The 16,401-nt window shown below is 70.0% G+C and carries 17 protein-coding genes; 8 read left to right on the forward strand and 9 right to left on the reverse strand.

Going from position 1 to position 16,401, the window contains the following annotated elements; translation table 11 throughout:
* The 6 genes from bamC to IM787_RS14495 are packed head-to-tail and all read right to left on the reverse strand — an operon-like array spanning window position 1 to window position 4,774.
* Window positions 1–1,077: an NlpB/DapX family lipoprotein gene (bamC, locus tag IM787_RS14475; protein ID WP_193677389.1), complete on the reverse strand. Its 1,077-nt coding sequence runs from the start codon at window positions 1,075–1,077 to the stop codon at window positions 1–3.
* A 32-nt stretch (window positions 1,078–1,109) separates the two neighbouring features.
* Window positions 1,110–1,997 (reverse strand): 4-hydroxy-tetrahydrodipicolinate synthase, encoded by an 888-nt coding sequence (dapA, locus tag IM787_RS14480; protein ID WP_193677390.1) that lies wholly within the window; start codon window positions 1,995–1,997, stop codon window positions 1,110–1,112.
* Window positions 1,994–2,566: a class I SAM-dependent methyltransferase gene (locus tag IM787_RS14485; protein ID WP_193677391.1), complete on the reverse strand. Its 573-nt coding sequence runs from the start codon at window positions 2,564–2,566 to the stop codon at window positions 1,994–1,996. Before IM787_RS14485 ends, dapA begins: the two co-directional genes overlap by 4 nt.
* 1 nt (window position 2,567) lies before the next feature.
* The gene (locus IM787_RS14490) at window positions 2,568–3,380 is read right to left on the reverse strand and encodes an SDR family oxidoreductase (protein ID WP_193677392.1); all 813 of its coding nucleotides are present in this window, start codon (window positions 3,378–3,380) and stop codon (window positions 2,568–2,570) included.
* Between the two features lie 40 nt (window positions 3,381–3,420).
* Complete coding sequence (locus IM787_RS21670) at window positions 3,421–3,552, reverse strand: hypothetical protein (RefSeq protein WP_255528552.1); 132 nt, start codon at window positions 3,550–3,552, stop codon at window positions 3,421–3,423.
* 1 nt (window position 3,553) lies between these two features.
* Entirely contained in the window at window positions 3,554–4,774 is a 1,221-nt protein-coding gene (locus IM787_RS14495) for an MFS transporter (RefSeq protein ID WP_193677393.1), read from the reverse strand.
* A gap of 158 nt (window positions 4,775–4,932) precedes the next feature.
* Between IM787_RS14495 and IM787_RS14500 the strand changes: the two genes are divergently transcribed.
* The 8 genes from IM787_RS14500 to IM787_RS14535 all read left to right on the forward strand — a co-directional run bounded on the left by IM787_RS14500 (window position 4,933) and on the right by IM787_RS14535 (window position 13,032).
* Complete coding sequence (locus IM787_RS14500; RefSeq protein ID WP_193677394.1) at window positions 4,933–6,897, forward strand: DNA topoisomerase IV subunit B; 1,965 nt, start codon at window positions 4,933–4,935, stop codon at window positions 6,895–6,897.
* Window positions 6,897–7,169, forward strand: a complete 273-nt coding sequence (locus IM787_RS14505) for a hypothetical protein (RefSeq protein WP_193677395.1) — start codon at window positions 6,897–6,899, stop codon at window positions 7,167–7,169. Before IM787_RS14500 ends, IM787_RS14505 begins: the two co-directional genes overlap by 1 nt.
* Window positions 7,166–7,687: a GNAT family N-acetyltransferase gene (locus IM787_RS14510; RefSeq protein ID WP_193677396.1), complete on the forward strand. Its 522-nt coding sequence runs from the start codon at window positions 7,166–7,168 to the stop codon at window positions 7,685–7,687. Before IM787_RS14505 ends, IM787_RS14510 begins: the two co-directional genes overlap by 4 nt.
* Entirely contained in the window at window positions 7,684–8,562 is an 879-nt protein-coding gene (locus tag IM787_RS14515) for a lytic transglycosylase domain-containing protein (protein WP_193677397.1), read from the forward strand. The genes IM787_RS14510 and IM787_RS14515 overlap by 4 nt, the downstream gene beginning before the upstream one ends.
* A gap of 48 nt (window positions 8,563–8,610) precedes the next feature.
* Window positions 8,611–9,747, forward strand: coding sequence for a GGDEF domain-containing protein (locus IM787_RS14520; RefSeq protein WP_193677398.1), 1,137 nt, complete (start codon window positions 8,611–8,613; stop codon window positions 9,745–9,747).
* Between the two features lie 30 nt (window positions 9,748–9,777).
* The gene (gene parC / locus IM787_RS14525) at window positions 9,778–12,111 is read left to right on the forward strand and encodes a DNA topoisomerase IV subunit A (protein ID WP_193677399.1); all 2,334 of its coding nucleotides are present in this window, start codon (window positions 9,778–9,780) and stop codon (window positions 12,109–12,111) included.
* Window positions 12,111–12,311, forward strand: a complete 201-nt coding sequence (locus IM787_RS14530) for a hypothetical protein (protein ID WP_193677400.1) — start codon at window positions 12,111–12,113, stop codon at window positions 12,309–12,311. The genes parC and IM787_RS14530 overlap by 1 nt, the downstream gene beginning before the upstream one ends.
* Window positions 12,312–12,615: 304 nt before the next feature.
* Window positions 12,616–13,032, forward strand: a complete 417-nt coding sequence (locus IM787_RS14535) for a GreA/GreB family elongation factor (RefSeq protein ID WP_193677401.1) — start codon at window positions 12,616–12,618, stop codon at window positions 13,030–13,032.
* A 44-nt stretch (window positions 13,033–13,076) separates the two neighbouring features.
* Here the strand turns inward: IM787_RS14535 and IM787_RS21715 are convergent, their stop codons facing one another.
* From IM787_RS21715 to IM787_RS14550, 3 genes are read right to left on the reverse strand one after another with little or no spacing between them, the layout of a single operon-like run.
* Window positions 13,077–14,675, reverse strand: coding sequence for a methyl-accepting chemotaxis protein (locus tag IM787_RS21715; RefSeq protein ID WP_354004415.1), 1,599 nt, complete (start codon window positions 14,673–14,675; stop codon window positions 13,077–13,079).
* Between the two features lie 43 nt (window positions 14,676–14,718).
* Complete coding sequence (locus IM787_RS14545; RefSeq protein ID WP_193677402.1) at window positions 14,719–15,117, reverse strand: hypothetical protein; 399 nt, start codon at window positions 15,115–15,117, stop codon at window positions 14,719–14,721.
* Between the two features lie 11 nt (window positions 15,118–15,128).
* The gene (locus IM787_RS14550) at window positions 15,129–16,367 is read right to left on the reverse strand and encodes a porin (protein WP_193677403.1); all 1,239 of its coding nucleotides are present in this window, start codon (window positions 16,365–16,367) and stop codon (window positions 15,129–15,131) included.
* Window positions 16,368–16,401: the final 34 nt, after the last annotated feature.

The following is a 16,401-nucleotide window of genomic DNA, read 5'->3' on the forward strand; positions in this document are numbered from 1 at the left end:
TTATTTCAGGTCGTCCGCGATCACCTGCACGATGCGCTGCGCATTGGCGGAAGTCTCCGGCGCGCCGCTGGCGTTCTGCACCGACACCGTGGTGGTCGGGCCCTCGGTCTTGAGGTTGATGCGGAACTTGAGCGGGGCCTCGGCGGGCGCGGCGCGGCTGAAGATCTTGCCCAGGAAGCCGGGCTCCTTCTTGTCCGGGTTCGGCGGCACGTAGCGCACGAAGTAAGTGCCCTGGCTGCGGTCGCGGTCCTCGACGGTGAAGCCGGTGCGGTCGAGCGCCAGGCCGACGCGGCGCCAGGCGCGGTCGAAGGGCTCGTTGACCAGCAGCACCGGCTGGTTGTTCACGCTGCTGATGCGGCTGCTGGCCTGCTGCGGCGCGGTGGCGTCGGCGGCGGCCTGGGCCTGGGGCGCGCCCAGGCGCACCATCAGGCGGCGCAGGAATTCGGCTTCGAGTTCCGGGTCGGTGGGGCGGGGCTGCCACACCGTCTGGTCCTTCTGCGTGTTGCTGTAGACCTCGATCATGCCGCGGTGGCTGATGTAGATCTCGGTGGCGCCGGTGGGCGAGCGCTCCATGCGCGTGCGGAAGCGGTCGCGTTCGGCCGTGGAATACACGGAGTCGATCAGCTTGCCCAGCGTGTTGCGCAGGAAGTCCTGCGGGATCTTGGCGCGGTTCTCGGCCCAATCCGTTTCCATGATGCCCAGGTTGGGCTGGTCCATCGCCAGCAGGAAGCCGCTTTCCTGCCAGAAGTCGCGCACGGGGCCCCACAGCTGGTCGGCCGGGCGGTTCACCACGATCCAGCGCTGGTTGCCCGCGCGTTCGATGCGCACGTCGCCGACGGCGGTGGCCGCCGTGGGCAGGTTGGGCACGGACTGGCCGACCTGGTACGCGTTGGCGGACACGGAGCCGCCCGGCAGCGCGTAGCGCGTGTCGCGCGACAGCTGCGTCAGGTCCGGCGGGACCTCCAGCGTCTGGCCCTTGCTGGCGCTCTTGTAGTCGATGCGGTCGCCTTCCAGCACCGAGCACGCGGACAGCGCGCAGGCTGCGGCCAGCAGGCCGATCTTCGTCTTCAACTTCATGGAATCCCCTCTGTCACTCACGGTATGCACGCTCAGCCCAGCAGGCCGGCGGCCTTCAATGCGGTTTCGACCACGGCTTCGTACGGCTTCGACAGCGGCGTCATCGGCAGGCGCAGCGTGCCGCCCATCAGGCCCATGCGCGCCATCGCCCACTTCACCGGGATCGGGTTGGCCTCGACGAACAGGTGCTTGTGCAGCGGCATCAGGCGGCGCTGGATCTCCATCGCCTTCCTCGCGTCGCCGGCCACGGCGGCCACGCACAGCTCGTGCATCAGGCGCGGCGCCACGTTGGCGGTGACGCTGATGTTGCCCTGGCCGCCGCACAGCATGAGCGCCACGGCGGTCGGGTCGTCGCCCGAGTACACCGCGAAGCCGGCGGGCACGTCGCGGATCAGCCATTGGGCGCGTTCGATGTTGCCCGTCGCTTCCTTGATGCCGACGATGCCGGGCACTTCGGCCAGGCGCAGCACGGTCTCGTGCTGCATGTCCGCCACGCTGCGGCCGGGCACGTTGTAAAGAATGGTCGGCAGGTCGCCCGTGGCCTCGGCGATCGCCTTGAAGTGGCGGTACAGGCCTTCCTGCGTCGGCTTGTTGTAATAGGGCACGACCTGCAGCTGGCAGTCGGCGCCGACCTTCTGCGCGTACTTCGCCAGCTCGATGGCTTCCAGCGTGGAATTGGCGCCGCAGCCGGCCATGACCGGCACGCGCCCGTTCGCCTGTTCGACCGTGACGCGGATGATCTCGCGGTGCTCCTCGACGTCCACGGTGGGCGATTCGCCCGTGGTGCCGACCACGCCGAGGCAGTCGGTGCCTTCGGCGATGTGCCAGTCGACGAGCTTGCGCAGCGTCGGGTAGTCGACGCTGCCGTCGTCGTGCATCGGCGTCACGAGGGCGACGATGCTGCCAGTAATCGGTGTCATGGGGCTTCTTCCCGGGGAATACGAGATTCTAACGAGAGCGGATACCGGCCCGGAGTCACTCCGGGGGCCGGTCTCACGCAGGCGATCCTCTGCACGAAGCGGTCGGGGTCCGGCAGGAAGCCGTCCTCGAACGCCACCACCTTCAGACCCGCGTAGGCCTGCAGGAGTTCACCCGGCGCCAGCAGGAAGTCGGGCCGCGAGGGTTTTCCCACCGTTTCGTTGCCCTGGGCGAAGGTCTCGTGCAGGAGCAGGCCGCCCGGCGCGACGCATGCGAGGATGCGCGGGAAGAGCGGGCGCCAGAGGTAGTTGGTGACGACCACGGCGTCGAACTGCCGGCCGGCCAGCGGCCAGGGACCGTCCTCGATGTCGGCCCGCAGGGTTGCGCCGAGGCCCGCCAGGGTGGCGAGCGCGTCGCCGTCGCGGTCGACGCCGAGCACCGGGTGCCCGCGCGCCGCGAACCAGCGCAGGTGGCGGCCGCGCCCGCAGGCGAGGTCGAGCACGGCCCCGCCCGGCGGCACCAGGTGGCTCCAGCGGACGATCCAGGGCGAGGGCGCTTCGGTGCCGTGCATGTCAGTGCGGCCGCGCCTCGTCCTTCAGGACCTTCAGCGCCATGTTCTCCACCACGCCCGGCGCGAGCAGCTTGAGGAAGCGGCCCAGCTTGCCCTTGGCCGTCATCACGACCTCCCGCTGGCGGCGTTCCATCCCGTCGATGATGAGGCGGGCGCATTCCTCGACGGACATGGCGTCGTCCTCCTTCAGGCCGCTGCTGCCCAGGGGCCGGCCCGCGGCGTTGAAGCCACGGTGCCGGATCTGCGTCGTGACCACGCCGGGGTAGGCGGTGGTGACGCTGACGCCGCGCTGCTTGAGCTCGGCCCGCAGCGACTCGAAGAAGCCGCTCATGGCGAACTTGGTCGCGGCGTAGGCGCTGCGCCCGGGCACGCCCACCAGGCCGGAGAGCGAACTGACCGCGACGATGCGGCCGCGGCTTTCCTTCAGGTGGGGCAGGGCGGCGTGGGTGCACCAGACGGCGCCCCACAGGTTGATCTTCATGAGGGTCTCGTACCAATGCAGGTCCTCGGCCCGCACGTCCTCGAACAGGGCCTGCGCCGACATCCCGGCGTTGTTCACCAGCGTGTCGATCCGGCCGAATTCCCGCAGCGTGCGCGCAACCATCGCCCGGCATTGCGCCTCGTCGGCGACGTCGAAGGGGACGCAGAGCACGCGGGTGCCATGGGCCCGGCACTGGGCGGCGACGGCTTCGAGCTTGTCGGCGCTGCGCGCGGCGAGCACGAGGGCCAGGTCGCCCTGGTGCCGCGCGGCGAGCTGCCGTGCCATTTCGGCGCCGATGCCGTCGGAGCCGCCGGTGAGGATGGTGACGTTCATGGGCCGCAAGTATCGCCATTTGCGAGGCTTGCGGCCTCGGCTATTGGAAGCAGGCCCAGATCATGTCGCCGACGGCGACCATCATGCCGGGCCGCGTGTAAAGCGCGAAGACCGCCAGCAGCGCGATGACGGCGGCGCCATAGGCGGCGAGCTTCTTCGCGCGCAGCGTCATCTCAGGCGGCCTGCGGCACGGGGCCGCGGGCAATGGGCGCTTCGCGCACCGGCAGGTTCACCAGGGCGGCGAACACGCCGAGAGCGATCGCCAGGTACCAGACCACGTCGTAGCTGCCGGTGCGGTCGTACAGCAGGCCGCCCAGCCAGACGCCCATGAAGGAGCCGATCTGGTGGCTGAAGAACACGAAGCCGCCCAGCATGGACAGGTGGGCCACGCCGAAGATCTGCGCGATGGTGGCGTTGGTCGGCGGCACGGTCGACAGCCACAGCAGGCCGATCACGGCGGAGAAGATGTAGACGGACATCGGCGACAACGGCGCCCACAGGAACAGCGTGATCGCGACCGAGCGCCCGATGTAGATGCCGGCCAGGATCTTGCGGCGCGCGATGCGCTGGCCCAGGGTGCCGGCGATGTAGGTGCCGAACACGTTGAACAGGCCGATCAACGCCAGCGCGTAGCTCGCCACCTGCGGCGAGAGCCCGTTGTCCTTCAGGTAGCTGGGCATGTGCACGCCGATGAAGACAACCTGGAAGCCGCAGACGAAGTAGCCGGCCATCAACAGCTGGAAGCTGGGGTACTTGAAGGCCTCGCCCAGGGCCTGGGCGATGGTCTGCTCGCGCTTCGGCGGGGCCGAGCCGGCGAAGCCCGGCTCGCGCAGGCCGAACGCCAGCGGCGCGATCAGCAGCACGCCGACCGCGAGCGCCAGCAGCGCCTGCTGCCAGCCGAGGCCGGAGATCAGGAAGCCTTCGACCGGCACCATGAGGAACTGGCCGAAGGAGCCCGCCGCGGCGGCGACCCCCATCGCCCAGGAACGCTTGGCCGGGTCGATCTGCCGGCCGATCACGCCGTAGATCACCGCGTAGGTGGTGCCGGCCTGCGCCGCGCCGATCAGCACGCCGGCCGTGAGCGCGAACACCAGCGGGTTCGGCGACAGCGCCATGCCGGCCAAGCCGAGCGCATACAGGACCGCGCCGCCGACGATGACGCGGAAGGCGCCGAAGCGGTCGGCCAGCATGCCCGCGAAGATGCCGAAGAAGCCCCAGGAAAGGTTCTGGATGGCGATGGCGAACGAAAAGGTCTGGCGGCTCCAGTCCTGCGCCTGCGTGATCGGCTGCAGCCACAGGCCGAAGCCGTGGCGCACGCCCATGGACAGGGTGACGATCAGGGCGCCGCAGGCGAGAACCTGCGCCATCGAAAGCTTGCGGTCGGCGGTGAGCATGGCCGCGACTGTAGCGAGAAGGCCCCGCCGCCGCGTGGCGCGGGCCTGACAACCCTGTTGAAATCTTGGGCGGGGATTGATGAAGAAGCCGCATCAATGTAGGCTGGGCTGTATGCGCATCCAGTGAACCCGCAGGCGACCACTACAATCCCCCACCCATGGCCACCAAACCGTCCGAGTATTCCGAAGGCTCCATCCGCGTCCTCAAGGGGCTGGAGCCGGTCAAGCAGCGCCCGGGCATGTACACCCGGACCGACAACCCCCTGCACGTGCTGCAGGAGGTGCTGGACAACGCCGCCGACGAGGCGCTCGCCGGCCACGGCAAGCGGATCCGCGTCGTCCTGCACGCCGACGGCTCCACCAGCATCGAGGACGACGGCCGCGGCATCCCCTTCGGGCTGCACCCGGAAGAAAAGGCGCCGGTGATCGAGCTGGTGTACACGCGCCTGCACGCCGGCGGCAAGTTCGACAAGGGCAAGGGCGGCGCCTACAGCTTCTCCGGCGGCCTGCACGGCGTGGGCGTGTCCGTGACCAACGCGCTCGCCAAGCGCCTGGAAGTCACCACCTACCGCGAAGCGCAGGTGGCGGCCATCGTGTTCTCCGGCGGCGACGTGGTCGAGAAGCTCAAGGTGCGCAAGGCCGGCCCGGACGACCGCAAGCAGGGCACCACGGTGCGTGTCTGGCCCGACGCCAAGTACTTCGAGACGACCCAGGTGCCGATGGCGGAACTCGCCCACCTGCTGCGCAGCAAGGCGGTGCTGATGCCCGGCGTGACCGTGCAGCTGACCGACGAGAAGAAGAAGGACACCCAGACCTGGCAATACAAGGGCGGCCTGCGCGACTACCTGATGCAGACGCTGACCGCCGACCCGGTGATCCCGTTGTTCGAGGGCGAGGGCTTCGCCGACAGCAACGAGAACTTCGCCGAAGGCGAGGGCGCGGCCTGGTGCGTGGCCTTCACCGAGGAAGGCCAGCCGGTGCGCGAGAGCTACGTCAACCTGATCCCGACCACGGCCGGCGGCACGCACGACAGCGGGCTGCGCGACGGCCTGTTCAATGCGGTCAAGAGCTTCATCGAGCTGCACAACCTGCAGCCCAAAGGCGTGAAGCTGCTGCCCGAGGACGTGTTCGCCCGCGCTTCCTACGTGCTGTCGGCCAAGGTGCTCGACCCGCAGTTCCAGGGCCAGATCAAGGAGCGCCTGAATTCGCGCGATGCCGTGCGCCTGGTCTCCAGCTTCGTGCGCCCGGCGCTGGAACTGTGGCTGAACCAGCACGTCGACTACGGCAAGAAGCTGGCGGAATTGGCGATCCGCGCCGCCCAGTCGCGCCAGAAGGCCGGCCAGAAGGTCGAGAAGCGCAAGGGCTCCGGCGTCGCCGTGCTGCCCGGCAAACTGACCGACTGTGAAAGCAAGGACCTCTCGCACAACGAGATCTTCCTGGTCGAAGGCGATTCCGCCGGCGGCAGCGCCAAGATGGGCCGCGACAAGGAGTGCCAGGCCATCCTGCCGCTGCGCGGCAAGGTGCTCAACACCTGGGAGGTCGAGCGCGACCGCCTGTTCGCCAACAACGAGATCCACGACATCGCGGTGGCGATCGGTGTCGATCCGCACGGGCCGAACGACAGTCCCGACCTCGGCGGGCTGCGTTACGGCAAGATCTGCATCCTGTCCGACGCCGACGTCGACGGCTCGCACATCCAGGTGCTGTTGCTGACCCTTTTCTTCCGCCACTTCCCCAAGCTCATCGAGACGGGGAACGTGTACGTGGCACGCCCGCCGCTGTTCCGCGTGGACACGCCGGCGCGCGGCAAGAAGCCGGCCGGCAAGCAGTACGCGCTGGACGAGGGCGAACTCACCGCCATCCTCGACAAGCTGCGCAAGGAAGGCGTGGCCGAGGGCAAGTGGACCATCAGCCGCTTCAAGGGCCTGGGCGAGATGAGCGCGGAACAACTCTGGGAAACCACCCTCAACCCGGACACCCGCCGCCTGCTGCCGGTGCAGCTGGGCAAGTTCGACTTCGCCGGCACCGAAAGCCTGATCACCAAGCTCATGGGCAAGGGCGAAGCCGCGGCGCGGCGCGAGCTGATGGAGATCCACGGCGACGAAGTCGAGGTGGACATCTGATGGAACCCGGCCGGCACCTGCACGCCGCCTTGCGGAATCCGCGCCGGAAGTTCTCCGCGCGGGAGCAGGCCGAGCTCGTCGCCGAAGAGCGGCGGGACCTCGCCGACGCTGACCGCCACCTGCAGCGGGTGGGCGAACAGCTGGAGATCTTCAAGCAGCGCACCGCGCATCTCGATGGCGAGATCCGCAAGGTCAAGTGGATCTTCGGGGCCGGTGCAGCGCTCGCCGCGGGCCTGTACGGCTGGCTCATGTACACGCTGCTGGCACGATGAGCGCCCGCGTCCGCCTCCGCCCGACCATGCAGAGCGACCTCGCGTTCGTGCTGTCGCTCGAGCGCGACCCCGACAACCTGCCGTACATCACGCCCTGGGAGCGCATCCAGCACGAGGCGGCGATCCGCTTCCCGGACTTCCGGCATTTCATCATCGAGACGGGCCCCGACCTCGAGGCCGGCGGGTTCCTGATCCTGATCGGCTGCCGCAATCCGCACCAGTCGATCGAACTCAAGCGCATGGTCGTCAGGGACAAGCACCTGGGGTACGGCCGCGCGGCGCTGCGCGTGGTGAAGAAGATCGCCTTCGACGACCTCGGCGCCCACCGCTTCTGGCTGGACATCAAGAAGCGGAACACGCGTGCCAAGGGACTCTACGAAAGCGAAGGCTTCGCGTACGAAGGCGAGCTGCGCGAGGCCGTGAAGGTGCCCGACGGCTTCGACTCGCTGGTGGTGATGTCGATGCTGGCGCCGGAGTTCACCGACCGCCGGCGCCAAGCGCGGGAGCTGACGGCATGAGGCTGCGACCCTTGCTCGTCGCTTGCCTGCTCGCCGCGCTGCTGGCCGCCACGCCCGCGCGCGCCGAGGTCTGGGGCTATGTCGACGAGCGCGGCGTCGCCCATTTCGCCGCCGAGAAGGTGGACGAGCGCTACGAACTCTTCTTCCGCGGCGGCGAGAGCTTCGACACGAGCCGCGGCGTCGCCACGCCGCGTGCCGTGGCCGTGCCGAGCGCGTCGGCGAGCAAGCTGATCGCCTATTTCGACATCTCCCCGAGCTACAAGCAGGTCAAGCACCACCTGCGCGAAGCTTCGCGCGAGCACGGCGTCGAGTACGAACTGCTGCAGGCGCTGATCGCCACGGAGTCGGGCTTCGACCCCACGGCGGTCTCGCCCAAGGGCGCCGTGGGCCTGATGCAGATCATGCCGGCGACCGCGGAGCGCTACGGCGTCCGGGCCGACCGCAAGACGCCCGTCACCACGAAGCTGTTCGACCCGCGGGTGAACATCCGCACGGGCGCGCGTTACCTGCGCGACCTGATCCGGATGTTCCCGGGCCGCATCGAGCTCGCGCTGGCCGCGTACAACGCCGGCGAAGGCGCCGTGCAGCGTGCCGGCAACCGCATCCCCAACTACCGCGAGACGCAGAACTACGTGAAGACGGTGATGCAGCTGTACGGCATGCTCAAGCCGCCCTCGATGGCCCCGGTGGGCGGCGAGGCGCCGCGGCGCGTGCGCATGGAACTGCCCGGCGCCGTGGCCCGCCGCAACATGCCGGCGGGGACCGTCGCCGTGCCGGCGGGGACCGTCGCCGTGCCGGCGACGCAGGCACCCGCCGCGCCGCCGGCCCATCCCTTCCCCGACGGCCTTCCGGACGGCGTCAGCCCGGACAACTGAGGACATGCCCCTGCCATCCCGCCACGACGGCTTCCGGCGACAGCCATCATGATCGGAAAGGTCGATCCCGCCGCCCTGTGGCTGGGCGCCTTCGTGGGCGCCCAGGTGCTGCTGGTCTTCCTTTGCGTCATCAAGGCGAATGCCTATCGGGAGCGCGCGTACCTGCTGCATGCCGCCGCCACGCTGATGGCCGTCATCGCCGTGCAGGCGCTGCTTGCGCCGCACGCCCTCGTGCCGGCGGCGGTGCTGCTGCTGGTCCCCGCGATGGCGGGCCTGCAGCTGCTGGACCTCATGAGCCACGCCGGCGGCCTGCGCCAGGCGCGCCGCTGGCTGCTGGGGACCAGCGCCATCGCGCTGCCGGCGCTCGCGGTGGCCTCGTTCTTCAACGTCTGGGCGATGGCCGTGGGGCTCGTGCTCTGGCTGGCAATCGCCTCGCTGGTGCTGTGGCCCGCGTGGCGGCAAAGCCGCCCCTGGGTGTGGTGGGTCCTGCCCGGCCTGGCCGCACTGGCGGCGGCCAGCCTCCATGTCGCGGCCGACCTGCAGCCCTTCACCATGGAAGACGCGATCTGGGTCAGCGGGCTGCTGGCGGTGTGGTCCGCCTGCACCTATCTCGCCACCGGGTGGCGAGGCCGCATCTACCGCGAGACCCGCGCCCGCGTCCTGGCGCGGAACACCACCGACCCGCTGACCGGCCTGGCGACGCCCCTGGTGCTGGCCGAGCGTGTGCAGGCGGCGCGCCACCTCACGCGGCGCTACGGGCATCCGAGCGTGCTGATGGTGGTGAACATCGACAACCTCGGGGCGCTGGGCGAGGAGTTCGGGCCGGAGGTCGCGGAGTCGGCGGTGCTGGTGGCGGCCAACCGCGTGCGCGAGGCGCTGCTGCGCGACGGCGACGTGGCCGCCCGGCTGGCGCACGCGCGCATCGGCATCCTGGCCGAGGGCGTGGGCACCGCGCAGGCCGCGGCAACGGTCGCGGGCCGCATCCTGGTGGCGGGCCTGAAGGACCCGCTGCCGGAAGCCAAGTCCGAGTTCCTGCATTTCCGGATCGTGATGACGGGGGTCCCGACGACCGACATGACGCCGCGGCAGCTGCTGCAGCGGCTGAACGCGCGCCTGGACCAGGAAGTGCAGTCGTCGTCCGAGCGCCGCATCGTGACGCTGACCCAGGAAGAACTGCTGGCCTGACCGGCACGAGAACAGACGGAAGAACAAGACATGGAGCAAGACCTCATCACCCTGGCGAACGGCGGTGGCGACGACGACGGGCTGGACCTCGCCACCTACGCGCAGCGGGCCTACCTGGAATACGCGCTGAGCGTCGTCAAGGGACGTGCGCTGCCCGACGTCGCGGACGGCCAGAAGCCGGTGCAGCGGCGCATCCTCTATTCGATGTGGCGCATGGGCCTGGGCTTCGGCGGCGGCGCCGGCGCCAAGCCGGTGAAGAGCGCGCGCGTGGTCGGCGACGTGCTGGGCCGCTTCCATCCGCACGGCGACCAGGCGGCCTACGACGCGCTGGTGCGCATGGCGCAGGACTTCGCGCAGCGCTACCCGCTGATCGACGGGCAGGGCAACTTCGGCAGCCGCGACGGCGACGGCGCCGCGGCCATGCGCTACACCGAGGCGCGGCTGTCGCGCATCTCCAACCTGCTGCTCGACGAGATCGACGAAGGCACGGTGGAGTTCGTCCTCAACTACGACGGCAGCACGCAGGAACCCGTGGTGCTGCCCGCCCGCCTGCCGTTCGCGCTGCTCAATGGCGCCAGCGGCATCGCGGTCGGCCTCGCCACCGAGATCCCCAGCCACAACCTGCGCGAGATCGCCGAAGCCTGCGTGGCGCTGGTGAAGAACCCGAAGCTGTCGGACGAGGACCTGTTCACGCTGGTGCCCGGGCCCGACTACCCGGGCGGCGGGCAGGTGATCAGCAGCGCCGCCGACATCGCGGAGGCGTACGGCAGCGGCCGCGGCTCGCTGAAGGTGCGCGCGCGCTGGAAGATCGAGGACCTGGCGCGCGGCCAGTGGCAGCTGGTGGTGAACGAGTTGCCGCCCGGCGTGAGCTCGCAGAAGGTGCTGGAGGAGATCGAGGAGCTCACCAATCCGAAGGTGAAGGCCGGCAAGAAGGCGCTGTCGCAGGACCAGGTGCAGCTGAAGCAGACCGTTCTGTCGGTGCTGGACACCGTGCGCGACGAGTCGAGCAAGGACGCCCCCGTGCGCCTGGTGTTCGAGCCCAAGACCAGCCGCATCGGACAGCAGGAGCTGATCACCACGCTGCTCGCGCACACCAGCCTGGAGACCTCCGCCCCGATCAACCTGACCATGGTCGGCCTCGACGGCCGGCCGGTGCAGAAGTCGCTGCGCCAGATGCTGGCGGAGTGGATCGAGTTCCGCCAGCGCACCATCGAACGCCGCTCGCGGCACCGCCTCGACAAGGTGCTGGACCGCATCCACATCCTCGAGGGCCGGCAACTGGTGCTGCTGAACATCGACGAGGTGATCGCGATCATCCGCGCGGCGGAGGACCCGAAGCAGGCGCTGATGGCGCGCTTCAAGCTGTCGGAACGCCAGGCCGAGGACATCCTCGAGATCCGGCTGCGCCAGCTGGCGCGGCTGGAAGCGCTGCGCATCGAGCAGGAGCTGAAGGAACTGCGCACCGAGCGCGAGAAGCTCGAGGAGATCCTCGGTTCCCCCGCCGCGCTCAAGCGGCTCATGGTCAAGGAGATCGAGGCGGACACGAAGCAGTTCGGCGATGCGCGGCGCACGCTGATCCAGGCGGAGAAGAAGGCGATCGCCGAAGTGAAGGTGATCGACGAACCGGTGACCGTGGTCGTGTCGCAGAAAGGCTGGGTGCGGGCGCGCCAGGGCCACGGGCACGAGGCGGGAAGCTTCGCGTTCAAGGCCGGCGACGGCCTCTACGGCACCTTCGAATGCCGCACCGTGGACACGCTGCTGGCGTTCGGCAGCAACGGTCGCATCTATTCGGTCCCCGTGGCGGTGCTGCCGGGCGCGCGCGGCGACGGCCAGCCGCTGACCACCTTCGTCGAACTCGAGAGCGGCACGCAGCTGGTGCACTACTTCGCGGGCGCGGGCAACGTCTTCCTGCTGCTGTCCAACTCCGGCGGCTACGGCTTCGTCGCCGCGGTCGAGAACATGGTGTCGCGGCAGAAGGGCGGCAAGTCGTTCGTCTCGCTCGGCGCCGGCGAAACCGTCTGCCGGCCGTCGCTCGTGGGCGTCGCGGGCGGCGATGCCTTCGCCACGCACGTGTGCTGCGCGTCGACCGGCAAGCGCATCCTGACCTTCGAGATCAAGGAGCTCAAGCCGATGGCCAACGGCGGCCGCGGCCTGATGCTGATGGACCTGGAGCCCAAGGAAGAACTGGCGGGCGCGGCGGCGTACACGCGGTCGGTGCGCATCACCGGCCTCGGCCGGGGCGACAAGGAGCGCGAGGAGGTGCTGGAGATCCGCTCCCTCAACAACGCGAAGGGCAGCCGCGGCCGCAAGGGCAAGCAGGCCGACCTGGGCTTCAAGCCGCTGTCCGTGACGCGGGTGGAGTGATGGAGCGCCGCCGCCTGCGGGCGGGCCAGCCCATCACGCCCCAGGAGTTCGACGAACTCTCCGACGAGGACCTCGAGCGGCTGGTGCCCAAACGCTACCGCGAGTTCTTTCCCGGCAAGGACGGGTGCGCGGACGGGTTCTTCTACCTGCATGACGGCACGGCTTACAGCTTCTATCGCGGCGGCCTGCTGGACGAGTGAGCCAATCCGGCAAGGACCGCAAGGGCATTGGGTTGCGCGGGGCCGGGATGGCCTAGACTGTCCCCATGACCCGACCGACGCACCCCACCAACGCATGCGCCACGCGCGCCTTGCGCGGGTGCGCGCGAAGGCCTGCCAGGAATGCGACGGCCGCTGCCCAGCGCGCGCAATCGCAGGCACTTTCCTGAGCCCGACGGTCCACCTCCACCCCTAGCGCCCCGGACCGCCGGGCCCCTCCACAACGCCAACCCCGGCCGCGCCGCTGCATGCGTGCGCGCGGCCCTGCCTTGCGAGGAGAGACTTCATGGAAACCATCACGCCCGTCGAGCGCACGCTCACGCAATCCGACCACCTGCGCCTCACCCGGCTGCTGGCGCAGCAGCGCCACCAGCTGCCGGGCGTGGAAGCCCTGCGGGACATGCTGGACACCAGCGACGTGGTGGCTTCGCGCGCCGTTCCTTCCAGCGTGGTCACCATGCACAGCCGCGTGCTGCTGGAGGACCCGGTGCGCGGCGGCATGCCTTTCCAGCTGACGGTCTGCTATCCCGAGGAAGCGGATCCCGCGGCGGGCGCCATCTCCGTGCTGTCGCCCGTCGGCGCCGCGCTTCTCGGACTGTGCGTCGGGGAGACCGCGCGCTGGAGCACCCCGGGTGGGGAAGGCGCCGCCCGCATCCTGTCCGTGCTGTTCCAGCCCGAGAACGGAGGGGAGGGCGCCGCCTGACGCGGATGCCACGCCGCGCCGTGCCGGCGCCGCATCGCCGGCGCTCAGCGCGCCGACGGAAGGGGCAAGCCGGGAGGCAGGGCGGGCCGGGTGAAGGTCTGCGGCGCTGCTTGCGCTTGCGCCTCCCGCGCCACGTGGGCGTCGCCGACACGGAAGGCGTCGACGACGGTCTTCAGCCTGCCGGCGAGTTCGCGCATGCTGCCGGCGGCCGCGGCGGCCTCCTCGACCAGCGCGGAGTTCTGCTGCGTCATTTCGTCGAGGTGCGTCGCCGAGCGGTGCACGTCGCCGATGCCGGCCGACTGCGCCGAAGCGGCGGTGCTGATCTGCGCGATCATCGCGTCGACGCTCTGCACGCCCTGCACGATCTCGTCCATCGCCTGGCCGGCGTCGCGCACCAGGCGGGCGCCCCCTTCGACCTTGCCGCTCGAGGTGGTGATCAGCGCCTTGATCTCGCGTGCTGCTTCGGCGGAACGCTGCGCCAGCGTCCGCACTTCGCCCGCCACCACCGCGAAGCCGCGGCCCTGTTCGCCGGCGCGGGCCGCTTCCACCGCGGCATTCAGCGCCAGGATGTTCGTCTGGAAGGCGATGCCGTCGATCACGCCGATGATGTCGCTGATGCGGCGCGAGGCGTCGCTGATCTCGTCCATGTTCGCGACCACCTGCGAGACGATGGCGCCGCCGCGCTGCGCCGCCTGCGCGGCGCTGCCGGCCAGGCGGCTGGCGTCGCGCGCCGTCTCCGCGCTCTGCTGCACGCTCACCGTGAGCTGCGCGATCGAGGAGGCGGTGTGCTGCAGGTTGGTGGCGGAGGCGTCGGTGCGCGCGCTGAGCTCCGCGTTTCCGGCCGCGATCTCGCTGGAGGCGGTGGCGATCGATTCGCTGGCGTCCCGGATCGTGCCCACCGTCTCCCGCAGGCGGCGGGCCATCACCGCGATCGCGGCGTGCAGCGAGCTGCCGTCGCCGGCCGTGTCGTCCACTTGCAGGTCGCCGTCGGCGATGCGCCGGGTCAGCAGCTTGAGGGTGGCGGGTTCCTCGCCGAGGTCGTGCCAGACCGAGCGGATCACGACCGCCGAAGCGATGCCCAGCACCAGCAGCACGGCGACGCCGATGCCCAGCGTGAGCCACAGCGCGTTGCCCACGCCTTGCACGGCCTGCACCTGCAGGCCGTCGTTGCGGGCCACGGCCGCGTCGAGCGTGCGCTTGAGCAGGTCGTCGAGCCGCGCCTGGGCGGACTGCATGCCCTTCACGTCGCCGCTCGCATCGGTGCGTGCGAGCATCGCCTGCGCAGCCCGCACCGCCGCGCCCTGGTACTCCTGGAAGACGGACTGCAGCTCGCGCGCGAGGGCGGACTTGCCCTCGATCGCGCCCAGCGCGTCGATGACGCCTTTCGTGCGCGCGACCGAGGCTTCCACTTCCTTCAGCTTGTCGGCGTCGCCCTCCACGGCGGCCGACTGCAGCAGCAGCCGGAACTGCTCCACGCCCTGCTGGACTTGCCGCAGCTGCTGCAGCGCGGGCGCCTCGACGTGGTTCAGCGCGTTGAGCGCGGCGAGCGTGCGCGCGCCGACCAGGTAGCTCAGGGCCACGCCGACCAGGAAGACGAGCGCCGCGCCCAGCGGCAGCATCCAGATCTTGGTACGAAACTTCACTCCACGCTCCTTGCGGCGGCGCCGCGCACGGGCCGCCGCGGCCTCAATCCAGGGACAGGACGACCTTCACGGAGCTGTCCACCGCGGATTTCTCGATGTAGCCGATCGCCTTCGGGTCGGCGGCGACCGCCTTCTTCACGGCCGCCGAGTCCGGCAGCTGGCGCGGCGCCTGCGCCTTGCCGCTGAAGACGAGCCGCGCCCACGTCGCCTTGACCTGCGCGACGTCGCGGCCCGTGGCCTTGCGGTAGAACTCGGCGTACAGCGGCGAGCCTTCGGCCTGGTCCACCGGCGTGAGCGACTGGCCCTTGCCGAGGAACAGGTCGGCGACCTGTTCCTTCGTCACGGGCGCGGCCGACGGGTGGGCGACGACCACGAGATCCGCGGCGAGGGCCGCCTGGGCGCCCACGAGGAGCGTGGCGAGGAGTGCGATGCGCTTGGCCATGGCAGCCTCCTTCAGAACACGAAGTCCAGCGCGACGCTGAACATGTTGACGCTGCCGCCGCGCTGGAAGGCGGGCCGCACGTTGGCGTAGCGGCCGGCGGAGCCGGAGCCGAGGCTGGTGTGGTCGAACTGCACCTTCAGCGCGGTGTTCTTCATCGCGTCCCAGCGCAAGCCGACCGACGTCGTCGCCTGCGAGCCGTTGAACTGGCTGTTGAGGGCGGCGTTGATGCCGGCGTTCAGGGCGGCGGCGGCGGGCACGGGGAGCCCCGGCTCGGCGGCCACGTCGGAACGCGTGCGCGCGTGCACCGCATACGGCGTCAGCGTGCCGAAGCGGTAGCCGCCGGCCACGTACCAGGAGCGGCTGTCGGCCAGGATGCCTTCGCCGCGGAACTGCACGAACTCCGACATCACGAACCACTTGCCCGGGTCGTAGCTGGCCGACAGCGAGAACGCGCTCAGCTGCAGGTCGTTGGTGCGGTAGCGCTGCGCCAGCGTGGCCGCCTGCGCGCCGATCGGGCCCGGGACCGCGCTGAACGCGTTGAAGCCGCCCACCAGCGCCCGGATCGTCGGCAGGCCGAGGTCGATCTCGTTGGCGGTGTAGCCGGCGCGGAAGGTCCAGTCGTTCCACTGCATCGTGTCGTTGATGCCCCAGCCCGGCGCGGATTCGACTTCGCCCGTGCGCAGGCGGGCCTTGCTGCGGCCCCAGTAGGCCTGCAGCGTGTGCGTGGTGCTGCCGAACTGCTTGCGGTAGCTCACGTCCAGGCCGTCGTTGCTGGTGATCGGCAGGACGCCGTACACCTCGATCGGCGGTCGCACCCAGGGTTGCGTGTAGCCGACCATGCGCGTGTCCGAGTACAGGAACGTCGGCGCGGCGATGCGGCCGGCGCGGACCGACAGGTCAGGCGTCGCCTGGAACTTCAGGTTCGCCCATTCCACCTGGGGCTTGAAGCTGTTGTCGTGGCGGTGCTGCGAGACCACCTGCAGCACGGCGGAGAAGCGGTCGTTGAAGATCGCGTCCACCTGCACGCCCAGCTTGCTGTCCGGCGTGATGGCCGTGCGGCGGGTGAAGCCGGCGCCATTGGGCTGGAAGATCGTGCCGACGAAGTCCGCGTTCTCCTCGTCCGAATGCACGGCGCCGAGCGTGCCGAAGCCGCTCAGCTTCAGTTCCGGGAGCCACTGCGCGTGGGCGGTGCCGGTCGCGAGCCCGGCGAGCATCAGGGCCGCGCAGAGCGGCCGGAAAGTCTTTCCCATGGAATCCCCTCAACGGTTACTTTTGTAACCAGAA

The organism is Ramlibacter pallidus (assembly GCF_015070875.1).
Lineage (GTDB): Bacteria > Pseudomonadota > Gammaproteobacteria > Burkholderiales > Burkholderiaceae_C > Ramlibacter > Ramlibacter pallidus.